Annotated in this window: 27 protein-coding genes; 13 read left to right on the forward strand and 14 right to left on the reverse strand. The window is 50.5% G+C overall.

The annotated features are described in order from the left end of the window. Window positions 1-9: 9 nt before the first annotated feature. Window positions 10-1,032: a galactofuranose ABC transporter, ATP-binding protein YtfT gene (gene ytfT, locus BEB54_RS14405; protein ID WP_088144804.1), complete on the forward strand. Its 1,023-nt coding sequence runs from the start codon at window positions 10-12 to the stop codon at window positions 1,030-1,032. Continuing rightward, window positions 1,019-2,014 carry a galactofuranose ABC transporter, permease protein YjfF gene (gene yjfF, locus BEB54_RS14410; RefSeq protein ID WP_000595980.1) on the forward strand — a complete coding sequence of 332 codons (996 nt, stop codon included), beginning with the start codon at window positions 1,019-1,021 and terminating at the stop codon, window positions 2,012-2,014. The genes ytfT and yjfF overlap by 14 nt, the downstream gene beginning before the upstream one ends. Before the next feature lie 32 nt (window positions 2,015-2,046). Here yjfF and fbp read toward each other — a convergent pair whose 3' ends face one another. Beyond that, window positions 2,047-3,045: a class 1 fructose-bisphosphatase gene (fbp, locus tag BEB54_RS14415; RefSeq protein ID WP_000853753.1), complete on the reverse strand. Its 999-nt coding sequence runs from the start codon at window positions 3,043-3,045 to the stop codon at window positions 2,047-2,049. Window positions 3,046-3,220: 175 nt separating this feature from the next. Here fbp and mpl point away from each other — a divergent pair, with 175 nt between their 5' ends. Continuing rightward, a complete protein-coding gene (gene mpl, locus BEB54_RS14420) occupies window positions 3,221-4,594 on the forward strand; it encodes a UDP-N-acetylmuramate:L-alanyl-gamma-D-glutamyl-meso-diaminopimelate ligase (RefSeq protein WP_001219783.1) in 1,374 nt (457 codons plus the stop codon). A gap of 155 nt (window positions 4,595-4,749) precedes the next feature. Here mpl and yjgA read toward each other — a convergent pair whose 3' ends face one another. Then, window positions 4,750-5,301: a ribosome biogenesis factor YjgA gene (gene yjgA, locus BEB54_RS14425; RefSeq protein ID WP_000166277.1), complete on the reverse strand. Its 552-nt coding sequence runs from the start codon at window positions 5,299-5,301 to the stop codon at window positions 4,750-4,752. A gap of 93 nt (window positions 5,302-5,394) precedes the next feature. Here yjgA and pmbA point away from each other — a divergent pair, with 93 nt between their 5' ends. The 4 genes from pmbA (at window position 5,395) to BEB54_RS14450 (ending at window position 8,028) form a co-directional block, all read left to right on the forward strand. Continuing rightward, window positions 5,395-6,747: a metalloprotease PmbA gene (pmbA, locus tag BEB54_RS14430; RefSeq protein ID WP_088144803.1), complete on the forward strand. Its 1,353-nt coding sequence runs from the start codon at window positions 5,395-5,397 to the stop codon at window positions 6,745-6,747. 181 nt (window positions 6,748-6,928) lie between these two features. Then, window positions 6,929-7,315, forward strand: coding sequence for a cytochrome b562 (cybC, locus tag BEB54_RS14435; RefSeq protein WP_001232246.1), 387 nt, complete (start codon window positions 6,929-6,931; stop codon window positions 7,313-7,315). Window positions 7,316-7,505: 190 nt separating this feature from the next. Beyond that, on the forward strand, window positions 7,506-7,748 hold the full coding sequence (locus tag BEB54_RS14445) for a type II toxin-antitoxin system RelB/DinJ family antitoxin (protein ID WP_000212715.1): 243 nt from the start codon (window positions 7,506-7,508) through the stop codon (window positions 7,746-7,748). Further along, window positions 7,738-8,028: a type II toxin-antitoxin system RelE family toxin gene (locus BEB54_RS14450; protein ID WP_088144802.1), complete on the forward strand. Its 291-nt coding sequence runs from the start codon at window positions 7,738-7,740 to the stop codon at window positions 8,026-8,028. The genes BEB54_RS14445 and BEB54_RS14450 overlap by 11 nt, the downstream gene beginning before the upstream one ends. On the opposite strand, the gene nrdG is transcribed toward BEB54_RS14450, so the two are convergent. From nrdG to treR, 5 genes are all read right to left on the reverse strand, one after another. Then, on the reverse strand, window positions 8,029-8,493 hold the full coding sequence (nrdG, locus tag BEB54_RS14455) for an anaerobic ribonucleoside-triphosphate reductase-activating protein (protein WP_001106232.1): 465 nt from the start codon (window positions 8,491-8,493) through the stop codon (window positions 8,029-8,031). Between the two features lie 134 nt (window positions 8,494-8,627). Next, complete coding sequence (gene nrdD / locus BEB54_RS14460; protein ID WP_000187805.1) at window positions 8,628-10,766, reverse strand: anaerobic ribonucleoside-triphosphate reductase; 2,139 nt, start codon at window positions 10,764-10,766, stop codon at window positions 8,628-8,630. A 393-nt stretch (window positions 10,767-11,159) separates the two neighbouring features. Next, on the reverse strand, window positions 11,160-12,815 hold the full coding sequence (gene treC / locus BEB54_RS14465; RefSeq protein WP_105277717.1) for an alpha,alpha-phosphotrehalase: 1,656 nt from the start codon (window positions 12,813-12,815) through the stop codon (window positions 11,160-11,162). 49 nt (window positions 12,816-12,864) lie between these two features. After that, window positions 12,865-14,286 (reverse strand): PTS trehalose transporter subunit IIBC, encoded by a 1,422-nt coding sequence (treB, locus tag BEB54_RS14470; protein WP_072156972.1) that lies wholly within the window; start codon window positions 14,284-14,286, stop codon window positions 12,865-12,867. Between the two features lie 118 nt (window positions 14,287-14,404). Further along, window positions 14,405-15,409 (reverse strand): trehalose operon repressor TreR, encoded by a 1,005-nt coding sequence (gene treR, locus BEB54_RS14475; RefSeq protein WP_257187417.1) that lies wholly within the window; start codon window positions 15,407-15,409, stop codon window positions 14,405-14,407. Between the two features lie 125 nt (window positions 15,410-15,534). On the opposite strand from treR, the gene mgtL reads away from it, so the two are divergent. Together mgtL and mgtA are read left to right on the forward strand one after the other, a co-directional pair. Then, window positions 15,535-15,588, forward strand: a complete 54-nt coding sequence (gene mgtL, locus BEB54_RS14480) for a mgtA regulatory leader peptide MgtL (RefSeq protein WP_001387276.1) — start codon at window positions 15,535-15,537, stop codon at window positions 15,586-15,588. 140 nt (window positions 15,589-15,728) lie between these two features. Then, complete coding sequence (mgtA, locus tag BEB54_RS14485) at window positions 15,729-18,425, forward strand: magnesium-translocating P-type ATPase (RefSeq protein ID WP_000471876.1); 2,697 nt, start codon at window positions 15,729-15,731, stop codon at window positions 18,423-18,425. A 205-nt stretch (window positions 18,426-18,630) separates the two neighbouring features. Here mgtA and ridA read toward each other — a convergent pair whose 3' ends face one another. The 6 genes from ridA to bdcA form a co-directional block, all read right to left on the reverse strand. After that, a complete protein-coding gene (ridA, locus tag BEB54_RS14490; RefSeq protein WP_000047539.1) occupies window positions 18,631-19,017 on the reverse strand; it encodes a 2-iminobutanoate/2-iminopropanoate deaminase in 387 nt (128 codons plus the stop codon). A 72-nt stretch (window positions 19,018-19,089) separates the two neighbouring features. Then, complete coding sequence (gene pyrI / locus BEB54_RS14495; RefSeq protein WP_000148577.1) at window positions 19,090-19,551, reverse strand: aspartate carbamoyltransferase regulatory subunit; 462 nt, start codon at window positions 19,549-19,551, stop codon at window positions 19,090-19,092. A gap of 12 nt (window positions 19,552-19,563) precedes the next feature. Continuing rightward, on the reverse strand, window positions 19,564-20,499 hold the full coding sequence (gene pyrB, locus BEB54_RS14500; protein WP_000013046.1) for an aspartate carbamoyltransferase: 936 nt from the start codon (window positions 20,497-20,499) through the stop codon (window positions 19,564-19,566). A 3-nt stretch (window positions 20,500-20,502) separates the two neighbouring features. After that, window positions 20,503-20,637 carry a pyr operon leader peptide gene (pyrL, locus tag BEB54_RS14505; RefSeq protein WP_001296693.1) on the reverse strand — a complete coding sequence of 45 codons (135 nt, stop codon included), beginning with the start codon at window positions 20,635-20,637 and terminating at the stop codon, window positions 20,503-20,505. A gap of 280 nt (window positions 20,638-20,917) precedes the next feature. Continuing rightward, the gene (locus tag BEB54_RS14515) at window positions 20,918-21,313 is read right to left on the reverse strand and encodes a RidA family protein (RefSeq protein WP_039021195.1); all 396 of its coding nucleotides are present in this window, start codon (window positions 21,311-21,313) and stop codon (window positions 20,918-20,920) included. A 130-nt stretch (window positions 21,314-21,443) separates the two neighbouring features. Continuing rightward, window positions 21,444-22,157, reverse strand: coding sequence for an SDR family oxidoreductase (gene bdcA / locus BEB54_RS14520; protein ID WP_000500711.1), 714 nt, complete (start codon window positions 22,155-22,157; stop codon window positions 21,444-21,446). Between the two features lie 70 nt (window positions 22,158-22,227). Here bdcA and BEB54_RS14525 point away from each other — a divergent pair, with 70 nt between their 5' ends. The 3 genes from BEB54_RS14525 (at window position 22,228) to BEB54_RS14535 (ending at window position 25,118) form a co-directional block, all read left to right on the forward strand. Then, window positions 22,228-22,821, forward strand: a complete 594-nt coding sequence (locus tag BEB54_RS14525; RefSeq protein ID WP_000256673.1) for a TetR/AcrR family transcriptional regulator — start codon at window positions 22,228-22,230, stop codon at window positions 22,819-22,821. Window positions 22,822-22,965: 144 nt separating this feature from the next. Next, window positions 22,966-23,418: a toxin-antitoxin biofilm protein TabA gene (gene tabA / locus BEB54_RS14530; protein WP_105277718.1), complete on the forward strand. Its 453-nt coding sequence runs from the start codon at window positions 22,966-22,968 to the stop codon at window positions 23,416-23,418. Window positions 23,419-23,540: 122 nt separating this feature from the next. Further along, window positions 23,541-25,118 (forward strand): hypothetical protein, encoded by a 1,578-nt coding sequence (locus BEB54_RS14535; protein WP_105277719.1) that lies wholly within the window; start codon window positions 23,541-23,543, stop codon window positions 25,116-25,118. Window positions 25,119-25,169: 51 nt separating this feature from the next. Here the strand turns inward: BEB54_RS14535 and argF are convergent, their stop codons facing one another. Next, the gene (argF, locus tag BEB54_RS14540; RefSeq protein ID WP_105271819.1) at window positions 25,170-26,174 is read right to left on the reverse strand and encodes an ornithine carbamoyltransferase; all 1,005 of its coding nucleotides are present in this window, start codon (window positions 26,172-26,174) and stop codon (window positions 25,170-25,172) included. Window positions 26,175-26,336: 162 nt separating this feature from the next. Between argF and rraB the strand changes: the two genes are divergently transcribed. Continuing rightward, window positions 26,337-26,753 (forward strand): ribonuclease E inhibitor RraB, encoded by a 417-nt coding sequence (gene rraB, locus BEB54_RS14545; protein WP_000002953.1) that lies wholly within the window; start codon window positions 26,337-26,339, stop codon window positions 26,751-26,753. The last annotated feature ends 67 nt before the right edge of the window (window positions 26,754-26,820 follow it).

The raw sequence follows: 26,820 nt of genomic DNA on the forward strand, positions 1-26,820 counted from the left end.
AACAGTGTGATGCCTCAATCTCTCCCGGACACCGCACCGTCGAAAAAGCGCTTTCGCTGGCCGACGGGGATGCCGCAGTTGGTGGCGCTGTTGTTGGTGCTGGTGGTCGACAGCCTGGTGGCACCGCATTTCTGGCAGGTAGTGCTTCAGGATGGCCGCCTGTTCGGTAGCCCCATCGACATTCTTAATCGCGCTGCCCCCGTAGCGCTATTGGCGATTGGCATGACGCTGGTGATCGCCACCGGTGGCATTGATCTCTCCGTGGGGGCGGTAATGGCTATTGCCGGAGCAACCACCGCCGCGATGACGGTAGCGGGATTTAGCGTACCGATTGTGCTGCTCAGTGCGTTAGGTACTGGAATTCTGGCTGGATTGTGGAACGGCATACTGGTGGCGATCCTCAAAATTCAGCCGTTTGTTGCCACTTTGATCCTAATGGTCGCTGGACGAGGTGTGGCGCAATTGATCACCTCTGGGCAGATCGTCACGTTCAACTCGCCGGATCTCTCATGGTTCGGCAGCGGATCGCTATTGTTCCTGCCAACGCCGGTCATTATCGCGGTGCTGACGCTTCTTTTCTTCTGGCTGTTGACCCGCAAAACGGCGCTGGGGATGTTTATTGAAGCCGTTGGCATCAACATTCGGGCGGCAAAAAATGCCGGAGTCAACACACGAATCATCGTCATGCTCACCTACGTATTGAGCGGGCTGTGTGCGGCGATTGCAGGCATTATCGTGGCGGCGGATATTCGCGGTGCCGATGCCAATAATGCCGGGTTATGGTTGGAGCTGGACGCCATTCTTGCGGTGGTCATCGGTGGCGGATCGCTGATGGGCGGGCGCTTTAACCTGCTGCTCTCGGTGGTAGGGGCGCTGATTATTCAGGGAATGAACACCGGAATTTTACTTTCGGGCTTCCCGCCGGAGATGAACCAGGTGGTGAAAGCAGTGGTGGTGCTTTGCGTGCTGATTGTTCAGTCGCAACGCTTTATCAGTCTGATTAAAGGAGTGCGTAGCCGTGATAAAACGTAACTTGCCACTGATGATCACCATCGGCGTCTTTGTGTTGGGCTATTTCTATTGTTTAACACAGTTTCCCGGTTTTGCTTCCACGCGGGTGATCTGCAATATCCTGACCGATAACGCTTTTCTTGGGATCATCGCCGTTGGCATGACCTTTGTGATCCTCTCCGGTGGGATCGATCTCTCCGTCGGTTCGGTGATCGCCTTTACCGGCGTGTTTCTGGCAAAAGTGATTGGCGATTTCGGCCTCTCGCCGCTGCTGGCGTTTCCACTGGTGCTGGTGATGGGCTGTGCCTTCGGTGCATTTATGGGGCTTCTGATCGACGCGCTGAAGATCCCCGCGTTCATCATTACCCTGGCAGGAATGTTCTTTTTGCGCGGCGTCAGCTATCTCGTTTCGGAAGAATCGATCCCGATAAACCATCCCATTTATGACACGCTCTCAAGCCTTGCATGGAAAATCCCTGGTGGTGGTCGCTTAAGTGCGATGGGGTTACTGATGCTGGCGGTGGTAGTTATCGGCATATTCCTCGCGCATCGTACCCGTTTTGGTAATCAGGTATATGCCATTGGTGGCAACGCGACGTCGGCGAACCTGATGGGGATTTCCACTCGCAGCACCACTATTCGCATTTATATGCTCTCCACCGGGCTGGCAACACTGGCGGGGATAGTCTTCTCGATTTATACCCAGGCTGGATATGCGTTGGCGGGCGTAGGTGTGGAACTGGACGCTATCGCGTCGGTGGTGATTGGCGGTACACTTTTGAGCGGTGGCGTTGGAACGGTATTAGGGACGCTTTTTGGCGTGGCGATTCAAGGGCTAATTCAGACTTATATAAACTTTGACGGCACGCTGAGTTCCTGGTGGACGAAAATCGCCATCGGCATTTTGCTGTTCATTTTTATTGCCTTACAGCGTGGATTAACGGTGCTGTGGGAGAATCGCCAGAGTTCGCCAGTGACAAGAGTCAATATTGCGCAGCGATAAAAACGCCTCTCCGTATGGAGAGGCGCAGGAGATTACGCGTCCGGGAACTCACGGATAAAGCGTTCGACATCTTCAACCATATGGTCGTTGCCGACAAAGAATGAACGGCGCTGGTGCAGGGTTTCCGGGATGATATCCAGAATACGCTCTTTGCCATCACTCGCTTTACCGCCCGCTTGTTCCGCCAGGAATGCCATCGGGTTGCACTCATACAGCAAACGCAGTTTACCGTCCGGGTGGCTGGCGGTGCTTGGGTAGAGATAAATCCCACCTTTCAGCAGGTTACGGTGGAAATCTGCGACCAGAGAACCGATATAACGTGAGGTATATGGACGGTTGGTGGACTTATCTTCTTCCTGGCAGAATTTAATGTACTTCTTCACCCCGTTTGGAAACTTAATGTAGTTCCCTTCGTTGATGGAGTAGGTTTTGCCTTTCTCCGGGAAGCGCATCCGTTCCTGGCACAGGCAGAAAACGCCAAGCGAAGGATCGTAAGTAAAGGCGTGAACACCGCATCCGGTGGTGTAAACCAACATGGTAGAGGAGCCGTATACCACGTAACCTGCCGCAACCTGTTTGTTACCAGGCTGGAGGAAGTCTTCTTCCGTTACCGGCGTACCGACAGGGGTAACACGGCGGTAAATGGAGAAAATGGTACCGACAGAGACGTTAACATCGATGTTGGACGAGCCATCCAGTGGGTCCATCAGCACCACGTATTTTGCGTGTTCACAGCCTTCAAAGACGACAATCTCATCTTCTTCTTCAGAGGCAATGCCCGCAACGATATCGCGTGCTTTAAGTGCGGCTTTCAGTTTTTCATTAGCGAACAAGTCGAGTTTCTGCTGAACCTCGCCCTGCACGTTCTCAGCACCGCTGGCACCCAGGATATCAACCAGTCCTGCTTTGTTGATATCGCGATGGATAATCTTGGCGCCCAGTTTTATTGCCGACAGCAAAGCAGTGAGCTCACCGGTAGCATGAGAAAACTCGTGCTGCTTTTCGACAATAAATTCACCTAACGTTTTCATAAAACTTTCCCTGCAATGTTTATGGAGTAAAGCGACCGCAACAATCTTAACAAATAATCTCAATGTCGCGCTCAGGTGAATCGCGCCAGCAAATTACGCATTATCCTGAAATGCGTTTCTCACTTGCCCGACATATGCGTAAAATGAGCGGCAGATTAAAAAAGGATAGTGACGTATGCGCATTCATATTTTAGGAATTTGTGGCACATTTATGGGCGGTCTGGCGATGCTGGCGCGCCAGTTAGGCCATGAAGTAACGGGTTCGGACGCCAATGTGTATCCGCCGATGAGCACCTTACTTGAGAAGCAAGGCATTGAACTGATTCAGGGTTACGATGCCAGCCAGCTCGACCCGCAGCCGGATCTGGTGATCATTGGCAACGCCATGACCCGTGGAAATCCGTGTGTGGAAGCGGTACTGGAAAAAAACATCCCTTATATGTCTGGCCCGCAGTGGCTGCACGATTTTGTGCTGCGTGACCGCTGGGTGTTGGCCGTTGCCGGTACACACGGCAAAACCACCACGGCGGGAATGGCGACCTGGATTCTGGAACAGTGTGGCTATAAACCGGGTTTTGTGATCGGCGGTGTTCCGGGGAACTTTGACGTTTCGGCACGTTTAGGCGAAAGCGACTTCTTTGTTATCGAAGCGGATGAGTATGACTGCGCCTTCTTCGACAAACGCTCTAAATTTGTCCATTACTGCCCGCGTACGCTGATCCTCAACAACCTTGAGTTCGATCATGCCGATATCTTTGACGACCTGAAAGCGATCCAGAAACAGTTCCACCATCTGGTGCGTATCGTTCCGGGGCAGGGGCGTATTATCTGGCCTGAAAACGACATCAACCTGAAACAGACCATGGCGATGGGCTGCTGGAGCGAGCAGGAGCTGGTGGGCGAGCAGGGGCACTGGCAGGCGAAAAAGCTGACCACTGACGCTTCCGAATGGGAAGTCTTGCTGGATGGCGAAAAAGTGGGCGAAGTGAAATGGTCGCTGGTGGGCGAACATAATATGCACAACGGCCTGATGGCGATTGCGGCGGCCCGTCATGTTGGCGTAGCGCCGGCAGATGCTGCTAACGCGCTGGGTTCGTTTATTAACGCTCGTCGTCGTCTGGAGTTGCGCGGAGAAGCAAATGGCGTGACGGTGTATGACGATTTTGCCCATCACCCGACGGCGATTCTGGCAACGCTGGCGGCGCTGCGCGGCAAAGTTGGCGGTACGGCGCGCATTATTGCCGTGCTGGAACCGCGCTCAAACACCATGAAAATGGGGATCTGCAAAGACGATCTGGCACCTTCATTAGGTCGTGCCGATGAAGTCTTCCTGCTGCAACCGGCGCATATTCCGTGGCAGGTCGCAGAAGTGGCAGAAGCCTGCGTTCAGCCTGCACACTGGAGTGGCGATGTGGATACGCTGGCAGATATGGTGGTGAAAACCGCTCAGCCTGGCGACCATATTCTGGTGATGAGCAACGGCGGTTTTGGTGGAATTCATCAGAAACTGCTGGATGGGCTAGCGAAGAAAGCGGAAGCCGCGCAGTAATTCGGCCTCAGCCTGATATAGTGTGTGTAGGCCGGATAAGGCGTTCACGCCGCATCCGGCATTTGAGCATAGAGCCTGATGCGACGCTTGATGCGTCTTATCAGGCCTACAGGTGCACCGCATCCGGCAAACCATACTCACATCAACAACGAAAATTACCCTTCGTTTTCCGCTAACTCACGCAGATACTGGAAAATCTGGCGCGCGGATTTCGGCGGCTTATTCCCTTCTTTCTCTTTCTTCGCGTTGCGGATCAGAGTACGCAGTTGCTGACGATCGGCATCGGGCCACAGATTCAATACTTCAGCGATGGCGTCATCACCTTGCTCGATCAGACGATCGCGCAGGTTTTCCAGTTTATGGAACAACACCACTTGCTGGTTGTGGCGGTTTTTCAGCTTATCCAGCGCCTGACGGATCGGTTCTACGTCGCGCTGGCGCAGCATCTTACCGATGAGCTGCAACTGGCGGCGGCGACCTTCCATCTTAATACGCTGGGCGAGCTCAATAGCCGCGCGCAGATCCGCGTCTAACGGGATCTTATCCAGCGCGTTTTTCCCCAGATCAACAATTTCTGCGCCAAGGCGTTTTAGCTCCTCGGCATCACGTTTAATTTCACTTTTACTGACCCAGATAATTTCATCGTCTTCGTCTTCGATGTCATCACCGGGAACGTCGTCGAGCCAGTCTTCGGGCTGCTTAGTCATCTCAGGCTCCTTAAAAAAAGAGGCTAATGTTACCAGTTAAGATGCGCACTGAAAAACGGTTCTCTGTTAGACTTCAGAGAAACTCTCTACATTATGGCACTTGCAATGAAAGTAATCTCTCAAGTTGAAGCGCAGCGCAAGATTCTGGAAGAAGCAGTTTCCACTGCGCTGGAGTTGGCCTCAGGCAAATCGGACGGTGCGGAAGTTGCCGTCAGCAAGACCACCGGCATTAGCGTAAGCACGCGTTATGGTGAAGTGGAGAATGTTGAATTCAATAGCGATGGCGCGCTGGGGATCACTGTTTATCACCAGAACCGTAAAGGTAGCGCATCGTCTACCGATTTAAGCCCGCAGGCCATTGCCCGCACCGTACAGGCAGCGCTGGATATTGCCCGTTATACCTCGCCAGATCCCTGTGCCGGCGTGGCAGAAAAAGAGTTGCTGGCCTTTGACGCGCCGGATCTCGACTTGTTTCACCCTGCGGAAGTTTCCCCGGATGAAGCTATTGAACTGGCGGCTCGCGCAGAACAGGCAGCATTACAGGCGGATAAACGCATCACCAATACCGAAGGCGGCAGTTTTAACAGCCACTACGGTGTCAAAGTTTTTGGCAACAGCCACGGCATGTTGCAGGGTTATTGCTCAACGCGTCATTCACTCTCAAGCTGCGTAATTGCCGAAGAAAATGGCGATATGGAGCGTGATTACGCCTACACCATTGGTCGCGCGATGAGCGATCTGCAGACGCCAGAGTGGGTCGGGGCCGACTGTGCTCGCCGTACTTTATCGCGCCTGTCACCGCGTAAACTTTCCACCATGAAAGCGCCGGTAATTTTTGCCAATGAAGTGGCAACCGGACTTTTTGGGCATCTGGTGGGGGCGATAGCGGGTGGATCGGTTTACCGTAAATCCACCTTCCTGCTGGATTCGCTGGGTAAACAAATTCTGCCGGATTGGCTGACCATTGAAGAGCATCCGCATCTGCTGAAAGGACTGGCATCGACGCCATTCGACAGCGAAGGTGTGCGCACCGAGCGCCGCGATATCGTCAAAGATGGTATCCTGACTCAGTGGCTGCTGACCAGCTATTCGGCGCGGAAACTGGGGCTGAAAAGCACCGGACATGCGGGCGGTATTCACAACTGGCGGATTGCCGGGCAAGGGCTAAGCTTCGAACAAATGCTCAAAGAGATGGGCACCGGGCTGGTGGTGACGGAGCTGATGGGCCAGGGCGTGAGTGCCATTACCGGTGATTATTCCCGTGGTGCTGCGGGCTTCTGGGTAGAGAATGGCGAAATTCAGTATCCGGTTAGCGAAATCACCATCGCAGGTAATTTAAAAGATATGTGGCGCAATATTGTCACCGTCGGTAACGATATTGAAACACGCAGCAATATACAGTGTGGTTCTGTGCTGTTGCCGGAGATGAAAATCGCCGGGCAGTAAAAAAAGGCGCGACCTGCCGCGCCATAAACTAAAAAATTACACAAAATCATTCGCGCTGCATCGAGACGGAAAGTGAATGAGAGCCGGGGAGCGTACTCGTAGTACGTGACCCGGTCGAATGAGCGTAGCCGTCGATGAGGCAGTGTGAAGGATGAAGTGTAAATAAAAAAGGAAGTGAGCAATGCGTAAAAGCCTGTTAGCTATTCTTGCAGTCTCCTCGTTGGTATTCAGTTCGGCGTCGTTTGCCGCTGATCTTGAAGACAATATGGAAACCCTCAACGACAATTTAAAAGTGGTCGAAAAAGCCGATAACGCGGCGCAAGTCAAAGACGCGTTAACCAAAATGCGCGCAGCGGCGCTGGATGCGCAAAAAGCAACGCCGCCGAAGCTCGAAGGCAAATCGCCAGACAGCCCGGAGATGAAAGACTTCCGCCACGGTTTCGACATTCTGGTCGGTCAGATTGACGACGCGCTGAAGCTGGCTAATGAAGGTAAAGTAAAAGAAGCGCAGGCTGCCGCAGAGCAACTGAAAACGACCCGCAACGCCTATCACCAGAAGTATCGTTAATTCCTTATTGGGCGGTGAAACGTTACCGCCCAACGCTTTCTTCCCCTTCGAAAAATCACCGCAATATCTATCTTCACTACCGCATATTCCTGCGTGTCGTCCTCATTTTTGCGAGGCGTTTTCCAGAAATGAATGTAATGCATATGTAATGCTATAATGCATTACACTTTTCATAATTACCGGAGGCATAATGGCCACACTTAACGTCCGCCTGGATGACAAACTGAAAAATGAGGCTTATGCGGTGCTGGAAAAATTAAATATCACGCCTACTGAAGCAGTGCGGCTGCTGTTTCAGTACGTTGCGGAAAATGGACGAATGCCGGTAAAAACGCTCACTGTCAGTGATAGTGAAGAAGCCTTGTTACGCACTGTCAGGGAACGACTGGCCAATCCACAGGAGGCCATTAAGGTCCGACTGGATGAACTATGAACTGGCTTTTGATCCGCGGGCGCTGAAGGAGTGGCAAAAACTGGGCGTGAAAGTCCGGGAACAATTTAAAAAAAAGCTTGGGGATGTGCTGAAAAGGCGGCGCAATCCATCGGCTAAACTACGGGATTTGCCGGACTGCTACAAAATTAAGCTTCGCACACTGGGATATCGCCTGGTCTATCAGGTCAATGATAAAGAGTTACTCGTGTTGGTGATAGCTATTGGTAAGAGAGAGAACTCAGCCGTTTATGAAGACGCGACAAAACGGCTGGATGAGTGACTAACGCAAATGATGCACCACCTGATTGCTGCTGCCGCGCCAGATCAGGGAAGGGTCTTTTAGATCCTGCATAAATTTGCCGTCGACCAGCACGTTAATCAAATCAACAACCTGCATTTGCGCAGCGTTGAGTTCGTCGAGTTTATAGCCTGTCCACACCCAGATGTCTTTACCCGGACATTCGGCGCGGATGCGTTGTACCAGTTTCAGAATATCCGGCACGTTTTGCGGATGCAGCGGATCGCCGCCGGAGAGGGAAATACCCTGGCGTTTGATGCGGGTGTCGTTCAGATCGTTAATGATCTGGTCTTCCATTGCTTTGGTAAATGGCTGACCGGAATTTACTCGCCAGGTGCTTTTGTTATAGCAACCGGGGCATTCATGAACACACCCGGAGACAAACAGGGTGCAGCGAGTGCCGGGGCCGTTGACGATGTCGACAGGATAGTACTGATGATAATTCATTATTTCGCCTGGCTTATCAGTCCGCGTGTAGGCGGTATCAGGCAATCAACGCCTCAGGCCTACAGCCGTTGCCAAATGTAGGCCGGATAAGGCGTTTACGCCGCATCCGGCATTTGCTTAGCGCAGAGTGAAGATTAACCGATCTGCCCATTTCCCAAATGTTTAACGCGGCGCTTAACTTCTTCCTGCTTACCAGCGTTAAACGGACGCGCATCCGGGCTACCTAAATATCCGCACACGCGGCGAGTCACCGACACACGGGAGGCGTCATGGTTACCGCATTTCGGGCAGGTGAAGCCTTTACTGGTGCACTCAAACTCACCGGTAAAACCACACTCGTAACACTCATCAATCGGCGTATTGGTGCCGTAATACGGTACATGCTGATAGCTGTAATCCCAGACATCTTCCAGCGCCTTCAGGTTGTGCTGAATGTTTGGATATTCGCCGTAGCAAATGAAGCCACCGTTCGCCAGCGGCGGGTAAGGCGCTTCAAAGTCGATCTTGTCGTACGGGTTCACCTTCTTCTCCACATCGAGGTGGAAACTGTTGGTGTAGTAACCTTTATCAGTCACGCCCGGCACCACGCCAAACTCCGCGGTATCGAGACGGCAGAAGCGGTCGCACAGGTTTTCACTTGGCGTGCTGTAAAGGCTAAAACCGTAACCCGTTTCTTCTTTCCACTGATCCACCGCCTGACGCAGACGTTCAACAATGGCGATACCTTTCGCGCGCAGCTGCTCGTTGTCATACACATGCTCGCCGCCAAACAGCGCGTTAATGGTTTCGTGGATGCCGATGTAACCCAGCGAAATAGACGCACGACCGTTTTTGAAGATTTCAGAAACATCATCGTCAGCATTGAGACGCACGCCACAAGCGCCTTCCATATAGAGGATCGGGGCCACGCGCGCTTTAACGCCTTCGAGACGAGCGATACGGGTCATCAGCGCCTTACGTGCCAGCACCAGACGTTCATCCAGCAGCTTCCAGAAGGTGGCTTCATCGCCTTTCGCTTCCAGCGCAATGCGCGGCAGGTTCAGGCTGATCACGCCGAGGTTGTTACGACCATCGTGGATCTGTTCGCCGTTTTCATTTTCCCACACGCCGAGGAAGCTACGGCAGCCCATCGGGGTTTTAAACGAACCGGTGACTTTCACTACCTGATCGTAGTTCAGGATATCCGGATACATGCGCTTGCTTGCGCACTCCAGCGCCAGCTGTTTGATGTCGTAGTTCGGATCGCCTTTTTTATGGTTCAGGCCATCGCGAATCGCAAACACCAGTTTCGGGAACACCGCAGTTTTGCGGTTTTTACCCAGGCCAGCGATACGGTTACGCAGGATAGACTCCTGAATCAGGCGAGACTCCCAGCTGGTGCCCAGACCAAAACCAAAGGTCACAAACGGTGTTTGACCGTTGGCGGTGTGCAGGGTGTTTACTTCGTACTCCAGCGACTGGAAGGCATCGTAGCACTCTTTGATGGTACGAGAGTTAGCGTAACCTTCGGCGTCCGGGATGTTCCACTCTTCTGCGGTCTTGCGGTGTTTGTTGTAGCTGGCGGTGACAAACGGTGCCAGCACTTCATCGATACGGTTAATGGTGGTGCCGCCATAAATATGACTGGCGACCTGAGCAATAATCTGCGCTGTTACCGCGGTTGCCGTAGAGATCGACTTCGGTGGTTCAATCTCGGCGTTACCCATCTTAAAGCCCTGGGTCAGCATACCTTTCAGGTCGATCAACATGCAGTTGAACATCGGGAAGAACGGCGAGTAATCGAGATCGTGATAGTGAATATCGCCACGCTCATGCGCCTGCACCACGTCACGCGGCAGCAGGTGCTGACGTGCATAGTGTTTAGCCACAATCCCGGCCAGCAGGTCGCGCTGGGTTGGAATCACCTTGCTGTCTTTGTTGGCGTTTTCGTTGAGCAACGAGGCGTTGGTCTGCTCAACCAGACCACGGATCTCCTGATTCAGGCGACCGCGTTTTTCACGTTCAATGTCGCGATCGTGACGGTACTCGATGTAAGCACGAGCCAGTTGTTTGTATGGACCCGACATCAGCTGGTTTTCAACGGCGGTCTGGATCTCGTTGATATCCACCTGGCTGCGGCCCTGCATCTGCTCGCTGACAACCGCGGCAACAGTGGCGCAATAATCTGCATCATCGACTTCCGCTGCTTTAGCTGCACGCAGAATCGCTTCTTTGATGCGCTCTGATTTAAACGGCACTTTGCAGCCGTCTCGTTTCATCACATGCGGTGTCATGATCGCTCCATATTTTTAAGAACAGGTTATCCACAGAAATTGGGAAAGGTGTTTTCCGGTTTTTTCGTTTCGTTTTCCGGCGCTTTCCGCAATCGCCATCCGCTTATCCACAACGCCGCACCTTTTTCGTGGGGAGTTGTAGTAGCAATTATAGTCGATTAATACAACATATTGGGTCGGGACGCATTTTAAAGTCTATATATAGTGCTTTGCATCAAGGATGTTTGAACTTTTTTTGATGTAGCTCAAAGTAAAAAGCAGAGCGTACGGATGACGGGCGCTACAGCGTTATGTAAATTTTTTAATGAATTTTTTGATTATAAAATCAACAAAAACAACATACTGAAAGGCAAAACCCCGGAATGACCAGTATTACCGGGGCTTAGCGGATACTTACTTCTGTAACCACCAGACGGCCTCAAAAGGCCGTAAAGTCATGGCACAGGGTTGTGCTGAGGCTTCTTCGTAGTTATGCATCACAAGCTGCCAGTTTCCGCGCATTTGCCCTGGCTGCCAGGGTTGGATCTCACGGCTAAGGTTGGCAATGACCAGCAAGGTTTGCCCCTTCCATTCACGGCGATAGCACCACAATACAGGGCTGTCTGGCAGCAGATCCTGGTAATTGCCCCATGTCAGGACGGCTTCTTGCTTACGCAGTGCGATTAACTTTTGGTAGGTGTAAAACACCGAGGACTCATCGGCCAGCGCAGCTTCTACGTTGATTTCTTGATAGTTATCGCCCAGGCCAATCCACGGTTCACCCGTTGTAAACCCGGCATTATCGCCGTTGCTCCATTGCATTGGCGTGCGACTATTGTCACGGGATTTACTGGCGAGGATTGCCAATAACTCGTCGGCGTCACGCCCATCGTTGCGCAGTTCGGCAAACATATTGAGGCTCTCCACGTCGCGATAGTCAGTAATGCGCGTGAAATGTGGATTAGTCATGCCAATCTCTTCGCCCTGATAGATATATGGCGTTCCCTGCATGCCATGCAGCACCATCGCCAGCATTTTTGCCGCAGGTTCGCGGTAGTCCCCTTCATCACCAAAACGAGAAACAATGCGCGGCTGATCGTGGTTACACCAGAACAAGGCATTCCATGCCACGTTGTGCATTCCTTGTTGCCAGTGGCGGAACAATGCTTTCAACGCCACAAAGTCAGGTTTAGCCAGCGTCCATTTTTCACCACCGGGATAATCGACCTTCAGGTGATGAAAATTAAAGGTCATCGACAATTCACTGCCTGTCAGAGCCGCGTATCGCTGGCAATGCTCAAGGCTGGTGGAGGACATTTCACCCACGGTCATTAACCCGCGAGGCGTAAACACATCGCGGTTCATCTCGTGCAAAAACTCGTGTGCTCGTGGCCCGTCGGTGTAGAAGCGACGTCCGTCGCCATCCAGGTCTTCAGGGAAACGCGGGTCTTTGGAGATCAGATTCACCACATCCAGGCGCAACCCGTCGACCCCGCGATCGGCCCAGAACTCACAGACTTTTTTCAGCTCGGCGCGTACCGCCGAATTCTCCCAGTTGAGATCCGCCTGTTCTGGTGCAAAGAGATGCAAATAGTACTGTTCGCTTTCCGCATGCCAGCGCCACGCACTACCGCCAAATTTTGAACGCCAGTTATTCGGTGGCGTTTCTGGTTCACCATCGCGCCAGATATAAAACTGACGGTAAGGGCTTTCTTTGCTCAGCGCCTCGCGAAACCAGGCATGTTGGGTAGAAGTATGATTAAACACCATATCGAGAATGATACGAATGCCGCGTGATTTCGCCTGCGTCACCATTTCGTCAAAATCGTCCAGCGTACCGTAAGTGGGATCTATCGCCGTATAGTTCGCTACGTCGTATCCGTTATCGACCTGGGGAGAGACATAAAAGGGGGTTAGCCAGATAGCATCGACGCCCAGTTTATGCAGATAGTCCAGGCGTTGGATAACGCCACGTAAATCACCGGTGCCGCTACCCGTGGTGTCCTGAAAACTCTTGGGATAAATCTGGTAGATAACGCCGTTTTGCCACCAGTGGGGAAGATTCGTCATTACGTTATTCCTGCAAATGCGAGGGGGCGCAATTGCGCCCCGAAGAAAATTAAACAATGTCCAGCGTACCCAGGCGGTATTTCCGCTGGTAGATAAACGAGGTGAGTACAATCGGGATGATGATGGCGATAGCCATTGCCAGCGCAAACACTTGCCAGTAGCTCGGTTGAATAGAGAGAATTCCCGGCAGGCCGCCTACGCCGATGCCATTCGCCATAACGCCGTTCAGACCACATAGCAATCCTGCCAGACCAGAACCAATCATCGCGCACAGCATCGGGAAGCGATATTTCAGGTTAATGCCGTACATTGCAGGCTCAGTGACCCCAAGCCAGGCGGAGATAGCGGCAGGCACGGAGATCTCGCGTTCATTGTTCTTGCGGCTGGAAATGATAATGCCTATCACGGCGGAGCCCTGAGCGATATTCGACAGCGCAATAAGCGGCCACACTGGCGTGCCACCCATGCTTTGAATCATCTGCAAATCTATAGCAAGCGTGGTCTGGTGTACGCCGGTGATCACCAGCGGTGCGTAAAGGAAGCCAAACAATGCCGCACCAATGGGGGCAAAGCTGCCGGTCATCAGGTGACGCACCGCAAAGGCAACGCCATCGCCAATCATGCGACCAAACGGACCAATCAGCGCATGGGCGAGGAACACCGCGAGGATCAGCGAACAGACCGGCACCACCACCAGATAGAGGTAATCCGGCACGATACGCTTAAGGCGAGTTTCTATAACGCCCAGAGCCAGCCCGGCTAACAGTGCCGGAATAACTTGTGCCTGATAGCCCACTTTGGCGATGCTGAACATGCCAAAGTTCCATACTTCCGGTAGCTGCTGCCCGAGCAGATAAGCGTTCATCAACTGTGGGGAAACCAGCGTCACGCCAAGCACGATACCGAGGATCGGCGTGCCGCCCATTTTTTTCACCGCTGACCAGCAAATTCCGACCGGCAGGTAGAAGAAGATCGCTTCACCGATCAACCATAGAAAATCGTAGATCGTTTGCAGGGAAGGGTACATTTGCGCCAGCGTTTGACCGTTGCTCATGGGCAAATCACCGATCACATTGCGAAAACCGAGGATCAAACCACCACTAATCAACGCGGGCAGCAGCGGGAAGAAGATCTCCGCGAAATGAGAGATCAACTGCTCATGCCATTTCATATTCTGCCGGGCTGCTTTTTTCACCTGCTCTTTATCAACCTGCGCCTGTCCGGTCGTCGCTATCAGCGCTTGATAGTAATCACCCACGTTGGTGCCAATTACCACCTGAAATTGCCCGGCATTGGTGAAACAGCCTTTCACCATGGGGAGTTGCTCAATCTCTTTCGGTCTGGCATTGGCCGGTTGGTTGAGGACAAAGCGCAGACGAGTAATACAGTGGCTCACCGTCGCAATATTGCCGCGCCCGCCGACCAGTTCAATCAACCGATCGATATCCGTTTGGTTTATTTTGCTCATCATAAAGCCCCATGGCAGATGACATTTTTGGTTGGCTGCAGAATATATTGCGCGGAAAAATTTAAAAACGGGAACGTTCCCGAAACGCAGCGAAGATCACAATTTATCGTTCAGGAAACGATCAGGATAGGGTGGCAGGGATGATGATTTGTTGCGGTTCGCTGCGCCCGGTTACCTGCGCAATTAACTGGCTGGCCGCCTGGCGTCCGGCTTCGGCGTAACCTGGGTCAACGGTGACGATCTCCGGATGGAGGAATTTCATTAACGGCGTATTACCGACGCTCGCCAGTTGCAAGGTGTCGATGCGTTGCTCTTGCAGGTATTTACTTGCGCCAAGTGCCAGCGTGTCGGTTGCGCACAGTAACGCGGTAGTTTCAGGCGTAATCACTTTTGCTACGTTCTCATAGCCTTGCTTCATAGCAAGCCCTGGCAGAGCGGCAACGGGATGCAATTTATGCGCTTTGCAGAACGCCAGGTAGGCTTCGTGACGTCGCTTACCGGTCGTCACGTCACTATGCGGCACCCCGAGATAGCTGATATTACGATGCCCCTGGTCATACAGCCGTTGCATCAGGATTTTGATTGCCCCTTCGTCGTCATAACAGACCGAAGCAAAGCCTTTTGCGTCACGCGCCAGCAGAACCAGCGATGACTGCCAGTGGGCTAACATGTCTTCGGTTATGCCGGTAAAACCGAACAGCACTACGCCGTCGATATTACGCCGTTTCAGCACCCCCAAATGTTCGGCAACTAATTGCGGAGAAAACTGACTTTCCATCATGATCGGGTCGTAACCTTGTTCATAGAACGCTGGCAGCATGGTTTGGACGGCGAGATTTTCTGACAACGAATCCAGACGGGTAACAATGATGGCGACCACTTTATCGCTTTGCCCACGCATAGCGCGCGCGGAGCGGGAAGGGGAAAATCCATGCTGATTCATCACTGCTTCCACGCGCTCGCGCGTGCGCTGACTCACGCCGCTTTCGTTATTCAGCACTCGGGAAACCGTAGATTTCCCCACGCCGCTTAAGCGCGCGATGTCTTTGATGGTCAGCCGATTTTGCATCCTGTTGTCCCGTAATTGCGTTTCATTATTTGAGCCTAACTTTACCCGTGCATTCAGCAATGGGTAAAGTCTGGTTTATCGTTGGTTTAGTTGCCAGTAGGTATTATATCGCCATAAATGCCACGAATATTATTGGATTCTCCTTATTATTTGCGGCGCTTTTTTCACTTACCGGAGGTTATATGGAACCTGATCCCACGCCTCTCCCTCGACGGAGATTAAAACTTTTCCGGTAAGCCCGTCTTTTCACGGCGTTACCGGATGCGTAAGGCCGTGACGTTTTAACGTCCCAGCTCAGCTTTATTACCTTCAGGTAAGGCTTCGCCACGCCTGAAGACATTTCTGCACTGTTTCAGTCAGTGCGGAGGGACTCCTTATGTTTAAAGAAATTTTTACCCGGCTCATTCGCCATTTACCTTCCCGTCTGGTTCATCGCGATCCATTGCCTGGCGCGCAGCAGACAGTGAATACGGCGGTCCCGCCGTCCTTAAGTGCGCATTGCCTGAAAATGGCGGTGATGCCAGAACAGGAATTATGGAAAACGTTCAATACCCATCCGGAAGGGTTAAATCAGGCGGAAGTGGAATCTGCCCGCGAACAACATGGTGAAAATAAATTACCCGCGCAACAACCGTCGCCGTGGTGGGTACATTTATGGGTCTGCTATCGCAACCCCTTTAATATTTTGCTCACCATTCTCGGTGCTATTTCTTACGCCACGGAAGATTTATTTGCCGCAGGTGTTATCGCGCTAATGGTCGCTATTTCTACGTTGCTGAACTTTATTCAGGAAGCTCGTTCCACCAAAGCGGCAGATGCCCTGAAAGCGATGGTCAGTAATACCGCGACGGTACTGCGCGTAATTAACGATAAAGGTGAAAATGGCTGGCTGGAAATTCCGATAGACCAACTAGTGCCCGGCGATATTATAAAACTGGCGGCGGGGGATATGATCCCGGCAGATTTACGTATCTTGCAGGCGCGGGATCTGTTTGTCGCTCAGGCGTCGTTAACCGGTGAGTCTCTGCCCGTGGAAAAAGCTGCTACCACTCGCCAGCCGGAGCACAGCAATCCGCTGGAGTGCGACACCCTGTGTTTTATGGGCACCACCGTGGTGAGCGGCACGGCACAAGCAATGGTGATTGCTACAGGAGCCAACACCTGGTTTGGTCAACTGGCGGGGCGTGTTAGTGAGCAGGAAAGCGAGCCGAATGCCTTTCAGCAAGGGATTAGCCGCGTCAGTATGCTGCTGATTCGCTTTATGCTGGTGATGGCTCCGGTGGTGTTGCTGATCAACGGTTACACCAAAGGTGACTGGTGGGAAGCGGCACTGTTCGCACTTTCGGTCGCGGTAGGCTTAACGCCAGAAATGTTGCCGATGATTGTCACTTCGACGCTGGCGCGTGGTGCCGTAAAGCTGTCGAAACAGAAAGTGATCGTCAAACATCTGGATGCCATTCAGAACTTTGGCGCTATGGATATTCTGTGCACTGATAAAACCGGCACCCTGACGCAGGATAAAATTGTGCTGGAGAATCATACCGATATCTCCGGTAAAACCAGCGAACGCGTGCTGCATAGCGCGTGGTTGAACAGTCATTATCAGACCGGACTTAAAAACCTGCTTGATACAGCGGTGCTCGAAGGTACGGATGAAGAGTCAGCGCGCTCGCTGGCCAGTCGTTGGCAAAAAATTGATGAGATTCCGTTTGATTTCGAGCGTCGCCGGATGTCGGTGGTAGTGGCAGAGAATACCGAACATCATCAACTGGTTTGCAAAGGCGCATTGCAGGAAATCCTCAATGTGTGTTCGCAGGTGCGTCACAATGGTGAGATTGTGCCGCTTGATGACATCATACTGCGTAAGATTAAGCGCGTTACTGATACGCTGAATCGTCAGGGGCTGCGCGTGGTTGCGGTGGCGACGAAATACCTGCCAGCACGTGAAGGGGATTACCAGCGGGCGGATGAATCCGACCTGATCCTCGAAGGATATATTGCTTTCCTTGATCCGCCGAAAGAGACAACAGCTCCGGCACTGAAGGCATTAAAAGCGAGTGGCATTACCGTGAAAATCCTTACTGGCGACAGCGAGTTAGTGGCGGCGAAAGTGTGCCATGAAGTGGGACTGGACGCGGGAGAGGTGGTCATTGGTAGTGATATTGAAACGCTATCTGACGACGAACTGGCAAATCTTGCACAGCGCACCACGCTGTTTGCTCGCCTGACGCCGATGCATAAAGAACGCATCGTGACCTTGCTAAAGCGCGAAGGGCATGTGGTTGGCTTTATGGGCGATGGTATTAATGATGCGCCCGCCTTACGCGCTGCGGATATCGGCATTTCTGTGGACGGTGCGGTAGATATTGCCCGTGAAGCGGCTGATATCATCCTGCTGGAAAAAAGCCTGATGGTGCTGGAGGAGGGGGTTATTGAAGGACGCCGGACTTTCGCCAACATGCTGAAATACATAAAAATGACGGCGAGTTCTAACTTCGGTAATGTGTTCAGCGTGCTGGTGGCGAGTGCTTTCTTGCCCTTCCTGCCGATGCTGCCTTTACACTTACTGATCCAGAACCTGCTGTACGATGTGTCACAGGTGGCGATCCCGTTTGATAACGTCGACGACGAGCAAATTCAAAAGCCTCAGCGTTGGAATCCGGCGGATTTGGGGCGCTTTATGATCTTCTTCGGACCGATCAGTTCGATCTTCGATATTCTGACGTTTTGCCTGATGTGGTGGGTATTCCATGCCAACACGCCGGAAACGCAAACGCTGTTCCAGTCGGGCTGGTTTGTGGTGGGATTACTGTCGCAAACGCTGATTGTGCATATGATCCGTACCCGTCGTGTACCGTTTATTCAGAGCTGTGCATCGTGGCCGTTAATGATCATGACCGTGATTGTGATGATAGTCGGGATCGCATTGCCGTTTTCGCCGTTGGCCAGTTATCTGCAACTGCAGGCGCTGCCGTTAAGCTATTTCCCGTGGCTGGTTGCGATTCTGGCAGGGTATATGACGTTAACCCAGCTGGTGAAAGGGTTCTATAGCCGTCGTTACGGCTGGCAGTAAAGAATAAACTGGGCATGGTGGCCCGGATTCAGATTACAGACAAAGTGAGCTTTGATCATGCCGGATGCGGCGTAAACGCCTAATCCGGCCTACAAATTCAATAAATTGCAGGAATCACGTAGGCCTGATAAGCGTAGCGCATCAGGCTATTTTGCTTTTGCCATCAGACTTAATCCGGGCATGATAGCCCGGATTTCCATCAAGATTAGCGACGAACAGCGATCGCTTCGATCTCAATCTTCACGTCTTTCGGCAGACGGGCAACTTCAACGCAAGAACGTGCCGGGAAGGTGGCATTGTGCTCGGTGAAGAACGCTTCGTAGGTAGCGTTTACGGTTGCGAAGTCGTTCAGATCTTTCACAAACACGGTGGTTTTAACGATATCGCCCACTTTCAGGCCAGCGGCTTCGACGATCGCTTTTACGTTATCCAGCGACTGACGTGCCTGTGCAGCGACGTCTGCCGGTACTTCGCCGGTTTTCGGGTTTACTGGGATCTGACCGGAGGTAATGATCATATTGCCCAGATCAACGCCCTGTACGTAAGGACCGATAGCTGCCGGTGCATTTTCCGTCGCGATAGTTTTGCTCATGATTTCTCCTTTATTACAGCGGTAAAAAGTCTGGCTCATTATAGGGAGCCAGACTTTTATTACCAACCGCAATTAATTGGCCAGCACCACATTATGGGAAAACTCTTTTTCACAGTATTTGCATTTGAGCGCGATGTCATTGGCGCGTTTTCGTACTGCAAAGCTGGAAGAAACCGGTTCGGCATGGCTGATACAGTTGCTGTTCGGGCAGACCAGCACATTGTCGATATGCTCCGGCAGGCTGGGGCGCGATTTGCCCACCACTTCATAGTTGTCGATACGGTTAACCGTGGCTTGCGGCGCATACAATGCCAGTTGGTCTACCTGATCTTCACTCAAAAAGGTATTTTCGATTTTGATCAGATCTTTACGCCCCATCTCACCAGAAGGCAGATTCAGGCCGATGGTAATACGCTGATCTGTCTCGGTAAGCTTGAACAGACTCAATAGCTTAAAACCGATCTGGGCGGGGATATGGTCAATTACCGTGCCGCGTTTAATAGCTTCAACCTGCAATTTATTATCGTGTGTCATCTCTATTTCCCCTTACAGTACCAGATCGCGATTCAGAACCAGTGCCAGTAACGCCTGGCGAGCGAAAATCCCGTTGCCTGCTTGCTGGAAGTACCAGGCGTGCGGCGTTTTATCAACATCGGTGGCAATCTCATCGACACGCGGTAGCGGATGCAGCACTTTCATATTGGCTTTGGCGTTGTGGAGATCGCTGGCGCGAAGAACAAACTGCGCTTTCACGTTGGCGTACTCGGACGGGTCCAGACGCTCTTTTTGCACGCGAGTCATGTACAGGATGTCCACTTCCGCCATCACTTCTTCAATGGAGCTGTGCAGACTCCAGGCGATCCCTTTTTCATCGAGCATATCCAGGATGTATTGCGGCATTGCCAGCGCGTCCGGCGCGATGAAGTAAAAACGGTTGCCGTCGAACTTCGCTAACGCCTGGGTCAGAGAGTGAACGGTGCGGCCATATTTCAGGTCACCAACCATTGCGACGTGGAGATTGTCCAGACGCCCCTGGGTTTCCTGAATGGTGAATAAGTCCAGCAAGGTTTGTGTCGGATGTTGGTTGGAGCCATCACCGGCATTCAGTACCGGTACATTGCCGGAAAATTCGGTGGCCAGGCGCGCCGCACCTTCCTGCGGATGACGCATCACTATCGCATCGACGTAAGTGCTGATAACCGAAATGGTATCGGCCAGCGTTTCGCCTTTTTTACCCAGTGATGTATTGGCGCTGTCGGAGAAGCCCACCACGCTGGCACCCAGGCGGTGCATGGAAGTTTCGAAAGAGAGGCGGGTACGGGTAGAGGCTTCGAAGAAACAGCTGGCAATGACTTTGTGCTTCAACAGCTCTGGTTGCGGGTTTGCTTTCAGTTTCGCCGCTGTCGCCAGCACCAGATTAAGGTCATCGCGACTAAGGTCGTTTATGGAAATGATATGTTTCTGATATAGCGGATTAGCCATCTTTTATCTCCTGACGCCTGGGCAAAAAAAAGCCCCTCGATTGAGGGGCTGGGAATGGGTGATCAACGGGAAGAAAAACGGCAGGCCAGCGTCTTTTTTCAGACGCGGTAAGACAAAATGTCGAACACACTGAACCATACATCCTCCCGGCAAATTGTCCGGCATTATACTCATCGTCAGAAGCGGCGCAAGCATTTGATGCAATATTTTGTCAGCGCAAACGGTTTATTTGAATTAAAAGTCAAAGTGTATGCATTTTTATTAGCTATGATTCTGGAGGGGAACGGTCGTTCGGTATCAATAATTGCAGACATTTCCTGCTTTTTTCTTTTTCAATTTCACCCAATCCGATATGCATTTTATTCCATTCATCCGACTTATAGGGCGGAGTGTGAAAACTCACGGCTAAAACTATTGCTTACAGCTCAGGGATGCGCGCTATCACTTTAATTTCAAAATCAAAGCCTGCCAGCCAGGTAACACCCACCGCCGTCCAGTTTGGGTAAGGTGGGGCGCTAAATATTTCATTTTTGACTGTCATGATGTCTTCAAATTGTTTTTCCGGATCGGTATGAAAGCTCGTCACATCAATGATATCGTCAAAAGTGCATCCCGCAGCTGCCAGGGTCGCATGCAAATTATCAAATGCCAGTCTGACTTGTTGCTGAAAATCGGGTTCAGGTGTTCCGTCTTCTCGACTTCCTACTTGCCCGGAAACAAACAGCAAATCGCCGGAACGGATAGCCGCAGAATAACGATGTTCAGCATACAGTGAATGTCGGCCAGCAGGGAAAACAGCGATTCTTTCTACCATTTGGTTATCCTCAAGATTTACGACATGAACAGAAGATTTATATTTACCGGGAGCCGCTTTTAGGGGACGACGTGAGTAAACAAAACCCAGACATCATGGATAATGGCTGGGCTTAATTGAGCGTAGTCGGTTATGCGCCAAACGCGCCATCAATGGTATGCATCGCACCGGTAACAAAACTGGCTTCTGGCCCTGCTAACCATGCGACCATACCAGCGACCTCTTCCGGTTGCCCATGTCTTTTGATAGCCATAAAACCATGCAACATATCGCGCATTGGCCCGTTGGCGGGATTCGCGTCGGTATCAATTGGCCCTGGCTGGACGACGTTGATGGTGATCCCACGCGGTCCAAAATCACGGGCCAGCCCGCGCGCCATACCTTGCAGGGCAGATTTACTGGCGGCATAAGCAGCCATGCCTGCAACAGGCATACGATCGCCATTCACGGAGCCGATGATTAAGATGCGCCCGCCTTCGGGCATCTGCCGGGCGGCTTCAACAGAGGCATGGTAAGGAGCATGAATATTGATTTTGAAAAGGCGATCAATATCGTCGGCATTTAATTCCAGGGCATCGCCAAAGACGCCAATACCTGCATTTACCACCAGGATATCCAATGCGCCGCTCTTACGAACGACATCAATGACAGCGTCTCTGTCAGCACTATCTGTGAATACTGCTGTCGCTCCCGTCTCTTGTGCCAGGCGTTCAGCGGCATCTTTCGACCCCGCATAGGTGAATCGTACATTGGCCCCATCGGTGACGAAACGACGTACGATAGCAGCACCGATTCCACGACTGCCACCGAGGATGAGAACTGTCTTACCTGTAAAAGCGCCCATAAGGACTCCTTGATTTATTATGTAACATGCATTACAAAACTGTTTTAACTTTCTGTCATCAAGTTTTGTAATGGTCACTAAAAAACAATCTCGAGTTCCAGGTCGTCCCAGACGTTTCGCTCCTGAGCAGGCAGTCTCTGCGGCAAAAGTGCTTTTTCACCAAAAAGGTTTCGATGCTGTCAGTGTTGCTGAAGTTACTGATTATCTTGGTATTAACCCCCCGAGCCTCTACGCGGCTTTTGGCAGTAAGGCTGGGTTATTTAGCCGTGTACTCAATGAATATGTCGGTACGGAAGCTATTCCGCTTGCCGATATTCTTCGTGATGATCGTCCGGTAGGCGAGTGCCTGGTTGAGGTATTAAAAGAAGCGGCGCGCAGATATAGCCAAAACGGCGGCTGCGCTGGCTGTATGGTTCTTGAAGGTATTCATAGTCATGATCCACAAGCGCGTGATATTGCCGTTCAATATTATCACGCCGCAGAAACGACCATTTATGACTATATCGCAAGGCGGCATCCACAAAGCGCACAATGTGTGACTGATTTTATGAGTACCGTGATGTCTGGGCTTTCTGCGAAGGCACGAGAGGGGCACTCCATCGAACAACTCTGTGCAACAGCTGCCCTGGCGGGGGAAGCGATAAAAACTCTTCTCAAGGAGTGATGCTGGCCTTGATCCGAAAGGCGGGAACGCGCCTGCCGATAAGTTGTGATAAGACAATAATTCACGCGTTAAGGCTAGCGGAATTGATCATCTTTTCGTATAACGATAGAAATGAAACATTGTTTTAATTAAGGAGTGAAAAAGATGATCATCGGAAATATTCATAATCTTCAGCCGTGGCTACCCCAGGAGTTACGCCAGGCGATTGAGCATATCAAAGCACACGTTACGGCAGATACGCCAAAAGGTAAGCATGATATCGAAGGCAACCGTCTGTTTTATCTAATCTCGGAAGATATAACCGAGCCATACGAAGCTCGCCGTGCGGAGTACCATGCCCGCTATCTCGACATTCAGATTGTGTTAAAAGGTCAGGAAGGCATGACCTTCAGTACACAACTTGCAGATACGCCAGAGACCGACTGGTTAGCTGATAAAGACATCGCTTTTTTGCCGGAAGGCGTTGATGAGAAAACAGTTATCCTAAATGAAGGTGATTTTGTTGTGTTTTATCCCGGGGAAGTGCATAAACCGCTGTGCGCAGTGGGCGCACCAGCCCAGGTTCGCAAAGCAGTAGTGAAGATGCTGATGGCGTGATGACTTTTCGCCGTAAATAACTCCAGGTTTACGGCGAGTTTGTGAAAAGAGCGTTTTTTGATATTTTTTTGTGAGTAAAATTTGTAATGCTTAGACGTTCTTATTAACTCAAGGAGTTCGTCATGAGCAAAATATCGCATTCGGATTATTTTCACTACGTTGCTTCCTGCAGGAATTTTAAACCAAAACATGATGTTTTAAATAGCTGGTGTGTGGGAATCAATAATTTTTCCCGTATTGCCGAGGGGCAGCATAACAAAAGAAATATCCTTTCTCCTAAGGCATTTTTGGAGTTTCTGGCATGGATATTTACCTTGGGACATGTAGATTTTAGTGAAAGCCGCAATGAAGCGGGAAGAAAAATGATGGGTAATATAAAATCCTCATCTTATTTAAAAAAAGATGATGGTAGTGAAATAATGCGATTTTACATGAATAATCCTGAAGGGTGGGAAGATGATATACGCCCGGTTATTTTAGAAGTTAGACTTACCCCTCCCTCTGTGAATGGGGCTCGTCAAGGGCGTACAGCCATTATATTTGATGATGTAACAGAATCTGGTAAGTCAATTTTTCGTTTTGAAGGGACGGATTTTGAAACAAAAGATGAGAGTTCATTACTACTGATTACTAATAAAGTTCTGGCGTGTTACCAGCGTGAAATTAACAACGAAATAGCACTTCAGTTAAATAATAACCAGATGAATTGGCAAGCCCAGGACTATAAAGATTTTTTTAAAGATGCCTTGGCTACAACATTGTCAACAATAAAGCAAGAGCATCTGCTAATAATGCCTCATGTATGTAATGAAATTATTCCAGACTTACTGGGCGAAGAAGGCATACTTGAAGAGATAGATAATCTCAGCGCGTCTGACGATGCCTTTACTAATAATAAAAAAAGTAATGATGAAATTAATAAGATCAAAGTTGATCTAGCGCATATTCTTATTGATTCCTTAGATGATGCGCCGGTTGACCTCTCACCGGTCATCCGTTCGATGTTAGAAACTTTTTTACAATCGCCATATATGAGTGATGTAAAAATACTGGAGTGGTGTTTTAATAAAAGTATCGAATATTTTAATGCTGCTGCAAAGATAGATTATGCATGCGACGTGATAAAAAATATTAAGTCTGGTTGTGATCAGTCTAAAAGAGCTGAGGCATTATTTTCCCTTCTCGATAAAGAACCCTATAAAAATAATCCTGATTTACAGACGTTGATTTGGGATAAGTTGATTGTATATGTCGAAGTTTTAAACTTAAGCAATCAAGAGAAATCACATTTAATTGAAAGACTATTTAATAATGCTCAGTCAGTATTTAAGGACGTACCTGTCAGTATCTTGGTGAACAAGGTGTTTCTGAATGATTTTTTTATGAAAAAACCTGAGATGATTAAATGGTACCTTCCTCAGTTACTTGTGAGTTATGCAAGGGAAAAGAGAGAGCTTGATAGCTTAGAATGTGATATTAATAATAGACAACTTACGAAAGAACAACTGGGTCAACTTATTGAAGAAAAGGCGATTAATGAATTAAACCTTAGAACTAACGTGTTGGTAATCATCAAAAATTTAAAAAGTGCTCTATTAACAGATTTTAATGACGCATATTTGGAGGGACGAAAACCTCCTGAATGGCTACAGGATGCAATACAGAACTATGTGTCGAAACAGGAGACTGACGCTGAATAATAGGATGCCGGGATAATATTGTATTTCCCGGCATCTTTATAGAGGTACAAATTATTTACTGAGTGTCGCTACCATCACCGCTTTTATGGTGTGCATCCGGTTTTCTGCCTGGTCAAAGACAATACTTGCCGGAGATTCAAAGACTTCATCGGTGACTTCCATTCCACCATGCAGACCAAATTCTGCGGCCATTTTTTTACCCAGCGTGGTTTGATCATCATGAAATGCAGGCAGACAGTGGAGGAATTTAACCTGCGGATTACCGGTCAGGGCCATCATTTTGCTATTCACCTGATAGTCACGCAGCAGGGCAATACGCTCCGCCCATTTCTCTTTGGGCTCACCCATCGATACCCAGACATCGGTATAGATAAAGTCTGCGCCTTTAACCCCAGAGGCGATATCTTCCGTCAAGGTGATTTTACCCCCGTGTTTTTGCGCCAGAGCACTGCATTCGGCGACCAGCGATGCTTCCGGCCAGTAGGCTTTCGGCGCGACTAAACGCAGATCCAGCCCGGTCAACGCCGCAGCTTCCAGCATTGAGTTCCCCATGTTGTTACGAGCATCTCCGGCGTATACCAGCGTCATTTCATTGAACGCTTTACCTGGCAGATGTTCCTGCATCGTGAGGAGATCTGCCAGCAGCTGTGTCGGGTGAAACTCATCCGTCAGGCCGTTCCATACAGGCACGCCAGCGTATTCAGCCAGTGTTTCAACAATTTCCTGACCGTAGCCACGGTACTGTATCCCGTCGTACATCCGACCAAGAACACGAGCCGTATCTTTAATCGATTCTTTATGACCAATCTGGCTGCCGCTTGGGCCTAGATAAGTGACTCGTGCCCCTTGATCATATGCGGCAACTTCGAAAGAGCATCGTGTGCGAGTCGAGTCTTTTTCGAAGATGAGCGCGATATTTTTACCCGTTAATTTAGCTTCTTCAGTGCCGTTTTTCTTCGCGGATTTCAGTGTTGCGGCAAGTTGTAGCAGGGTGGTGAGATCTGAAGAGGTAAAATCGAGTAACTTCAAAAAATGCTTCTGATAAAAACTGGACATACTTCCCTCCCATGGCATACGCCTTTGATGAATTAAAATTCAATCTATATGAATGATTATTCATTTGCAAGCTTGATAAATAAAACTTTGTGACAAAGGTGGAGGCAATGTCAGTGGTGTGTGACAATAAGAGTATCGGCAGGACATTAAGAGGAATGAGCCATGGCAAACCCGGAACAACTGGAAGAACAGCGTGAAGAAACACGTTTGATTATTGAAGAATTACTGGAAGATGGCAGCGATCCGGACGCGCTGTACACCATCGAACACCATCTTTCCGCAGACGATCTGGAAACTCTGGAAAAAGCGGCAGTTGAAGCGTTTAAACTCGGTTACGAAGTGACCGATCCAGAAGAGCTGGAAGTTGAAGATGGTGATATCGTGATTTGCTGCGACATCCTCAGCGAGTGCGCGTTGAATGCCGATCTGATCGATGCCCAGGTTGAACAACTGATGACGCTGGCAGAGAAATTTGACGTTGAGTACGACGGTTGGGGCACTTACTTTGAAGATCCTAACGGCGAAGATGGCGACGATGAAGATTTTGTCGATGAAGACGATGACGGAGTTCGCCACTAATTAAGCGTAGCGCATCAGGCCCAGGTAGTTCCTGCAACCTGGTGAATTTGTTGCCCGGATAAGGCAT

This window comes from Escherichia sp. MOD1-EC6021 (genome assembly GCF_002965245.1).
GTDB classification, from domain to species: Bacteria; Pseudomonadota; Gammaproteobacteria; order Enterobacterales; family Enterobacteriaceae; genus Escherichia; species Escherichia coli_F.